The 4,085-nt window shown below is 42.1% G+C and carries 2 protein-coding genes; both read right to left on the bottom strand.

The window, feature by feature from the left end:
- A partial coding sequence (locus tag BAMA_RS23030) for a protease inhibitor I9 family protein (protein WP_034644347.1) occupies nucleotides 1–490 on the bottom strand: 490 nt, incomplete at its 3' end.
- A gap of 359 nt (nucleotides 491–849) precedes the next feature.
- Nucleotides 850–4,085, bottom strand: a 3,236-nt coding sequence (locus BAMA_RS23025; protein WP_034644346.1) for a S8 family serine peptidase, incomplete at its 5' end; no start/stop codon positions are given.

Below are 4,085 nucleotides of genomic sequence, written 5' to 3'. Positions count from 1 at the left end.
CTGCAACGCCAGGTAAAGTCATGGCTACACCGTTAATCGCATTTTTATATTCGTGTGTAATCTTTACTTTTTGCGTCTCGTACGTGCCGGCATCCTTTTTCGATTTCAAGGATTCGACATGTTTCTTAAACACTTTATGTTCTTCATCCACTTTTGCGCTCGCAGCAGAAGAAGATATTTTCTTTCCTTTCGCCGCTTGTTTCATCACTTCAATTTTCGCTGGTGCCTGATTGAATTCCACGATAACTTTGACTAATTCAGGACTATTCGCATCAATATCAGGAGAAATCGTGAAGTTAGGATTTGCATCCAATTGCTCTAAAGCCTTTCTTTGATCTGCCGACAGGCTCTTCAGGACTGTCTCCACATTATCAACTGGATTCAGTTCAACCGGACTTTCTGCCAATACGTTATACGGAATACCCTGTGACAATAGCATCCCTACAGCTAACGTTCCTATAAGAAGCTTCCCTTTTTTTCTTCTCTTCATAGCGCATCCTCTTTTCCTCATATAATTGTTTTACAAACAACCCGTGAAACTCGTAAACTAAGATGCCATTCTGAAAATCAAACAAAAGAAGTAATCTTTCAAGCTATTGATCTCACTTTGTGTGAAAATATAGTGAATAAAATCTATCATTAGATTAAGTGAGCAATCATTAGTGGGGGATGAAGAAAATCCCCCACTAATAGAAGTTTCACTGTATCCCGCATTAACGGGCAGTAAAATCCCCACCTCAAGATGCAGAGGAAGGCGAGGAGATAATTTGGGATAACTGCCCGTAAAAGCCCGATTGGTTCAACTAACCATCAGTGGGGGATGCCCCCACTGATGGAAGTTTCACTGTATTACTTTGATTTTGGTTCCAAGCCGATCTGACGTAGGAAATCTGCCAAGCCTTTTTTACCAATTGTTTCTTTTGGCTTAACTACTTCTGGAACGCCGACTTCTTTTTGCAAGAAGTTTTTCTCAATGAAGCGGACATCTGTCTCGTCTACGACACCGTCTTGGTTGATGTCTTGTGGCACGATAGATGCATCTTTCTTACCGTATACATTCACTACACTTTGCATATCGCGAATATCAATCAATCTATCACCATTCACGTCCCCTGCAAGATTTTTAGCATTTATTCTAACATTTTGCCCGCGCAGCTCATCTCCTACAAAATACCCCGGAATGAATTTCTTCATCGCTTTGAGATGTCCCGGAACATCAATAACAACTGTGTATGCTTCAGTAGAAGCTGGGATGCCTTTGATCTCGTAGGTTCCTTTTTGATCAATCGTTCCTTTATATTTTTTGCCGCTTGGAGACATCGCATATACTTGGGCACCAATTTTTGTATAATCTGCTTTTCTCAAAGAGCTTCCATTCAAAAATGCTTCCGGTCCGATAGAACCATACACTCTCGAATGTGTTGGAATCATGTTAAAGCTTTCCGTACCAAAATAAGGAATGACAGTAGCTACTGTTTGTCCCGCTTTCATATAAGACGCCTGTTTTACATTAAACTGGTTAGCACTCATAACAATATCGTAATGTGCATCACTTACTACGTTGAACGTGACATCAAGGAAAGGCAGATCTCCGTCCATACCACTAAATGCATTCCCTTTCATAGATGCGCCAATTTTCACCGTATTAGTGTTAGTTCCTTCTGTCACCACTGGTTCTTGCATTGATACTTCCAAGCCTCTTTCCTTCGCGTACTCGTTTGCCGCATTGTTCAGTTTCACATTCTCAAACTTGAGCAAATCTTTTCTGAAGTCGACCTGGAATTCCCCGGACACAAGCTGCTTCACATTATTGAGACTAAGTTTCATCGTAACTGTATCGCCGACTTTTACGTCTTTCTTATCAAAACTAGAAGTCGTATATTCCGTACCTTCTTTTACGAAAACATAGTTTTGTTTACCAATTGCCGTTGCCATATCATACGTAGCCAAAGTCAAATTTAGAGGTTTCGTTGCAATATCACTTTCCTCAATACCGAATTTTACATCTCCATTTGCTTGGATCGGGAAGTACCCCTGTATGAATGGAGAGTTTGCATAGTAAGCCATTTGATTGGACGATTGATCATAATTTAAGCCTTTTGATTTCAATAGATCCACTGTCGCATCCTTGGCTGTTCCATGCAGCCATACTGCTTTTTGTCCATCCTCTACTGTAAACATGGAGTCATTAACCTCAATTACACCCGGTTTTTTATCCATATTCACTTCCGGTGCTGTATTGTCCACAATAAGCGGATTATCTGCAACATATGATTTCCCTTCCTCATCGTGCGCAATCATTTCCAATATATAATCGCCTGCCGGAAGCTTTACAGGAAGATCACCAATCGGCTTGGAAGGATCATTGGTAAATGGATAGACAGTACCGCTAAATGCATTCATAAGAAAAGTTTCTCTGTCTGTCAGTAATCTGCTAGCGTCCGCTGTTCCTACAAAACCTACAGCTTTTCCTGTTTTACTATCCTTAACAAGCACATCAATGGTTTTCATCGGGCTATTCAACTTCATGTTGACATGAACAAACGGGTACATATATTGCCAAAAAGGCGTCGTATTCGTCACGGATGGACTGCTCGTTTTCGCATATTCAAATCCCTTTTCCGTCACCATGACAGCGAATGGAATTTGATACGTTTCGGCTGAATTGTTCGCATTCGTTACATGAATATATCCTTCGTATCTGCCTTTCACAGCGCTAGCAGGAATCGTGATTTTTGGCTGTAGCTCCTGTGATTGTCCGCTTGCCACTGTAAGAGAGGCAGGTACGTCAACTTTTACACCGTTCTTCACCGCATCTTGAATACCTGTACGCTCGCCATGATACTCTACTTCCACGTTAAATGATTTTTCTTCTTTACCGTTGTTTTGGACAGTCACTTTTTTACTCGCTTCAATCGGTTTATCCCCTTGCTTAACATGTCTGCCAAACACGATGGAACCTGTTTGTTCGTCAATTTCGACAACGTTTCCGTTCTCTACATTTTGTGTTTTGTCTAATACTTTAATGGATGTGTCCGTATGAACAGCTTGATACGCGTCGATGCGCCCTGAACCCACTTCGTATACGGAATTCTGACCATTCAAATCATCGGATGTATTCATAAGAGCCGATTTTACATCGAAAGGAGTGTATTCTGGATGCTCCTGCAAAATCAATGCCGCTGTACCCGCTACGTGAGGGCTCGCCATAGAAGTACCAGACAAACGTACATATGCATTGCCGTAATTTATGCCGCCCTGCGGATCGTTAATATATTCCGGTGCAGTAGAGAAAACCGACACACCAGGAGCGACTACATCTGGCTTAATATCGTAGTTTCCATTTACCGGTCCGCGTGAACTAAAATCAGCCAAATGATCGCCTTCCGTTTTTGTATTGCTCAGTGTTTCAAATGTGAAAGATACTTCGCCGAGTGCCTTTAACCGTTCACCATCCGCTTTTGACAGGCGGAAGGATGGAATAAGACCTACCCCCTCACCTAAATAAGCAGAGATTTGTCCGTCAGCATTGTTATACAAGATAACAGCTTCCGCTCCAGCTTTTTTGGCGTTTTTGATTTTTTCATCAAACGTAATTTCCCCGCGCTGAATTAACGCAATTTTTCCATTAAGGTCTTTCCCCGCAAAATCTGCTTCTTTACCAAGCCCTGCAAATACAATTGGGAGGGCTTGTCCCCCGAAATCTTCTAACTTATCAGGAAAATCTTTACCTAATAGCTGCATATCTTCAAATTTTTCGTTCGCTGCACTCCCGCTGAATGTAGGAATGGACATGGCAGCATCACTTGCTCCTACTGAAATACCAAGAGCTGCCGTTCCTGGAGAACCGAGAGTTTTTTCGTTCGGTCCGGAGTTTCCTGCGGCAACAACTGTCACCACTCCTGAAAGCATAGCGTTATTTACCGCAACAGAAGTGGCATATAATGGATCGTTCGTCTGCGCACCAAGTGACATATTGATGACATCCATACCATCTTCAATTGCTTTATCCATCCCAGCAAGAATTCCCGCTGTATTCCCTCCGCCCCAAGGGCCTAATACTCTATAAGCATATAAATCTACTT

Origin of the sequence: Bacillus manliponensis (assembly GCF_000712595.1) — a bacterium.
Taxonomy (GTDB): Bacteria; Bacillota; Bacilli; order Bacillales; family Bacillaceae_G; genus Bacillus_A; species Bacillus_A manliponensis.
The sequence above is the reverse complement of the archived record's forward strand: the minus strand, read 5'-3'. Positions and strand labels throughout refer to the sequence as shown.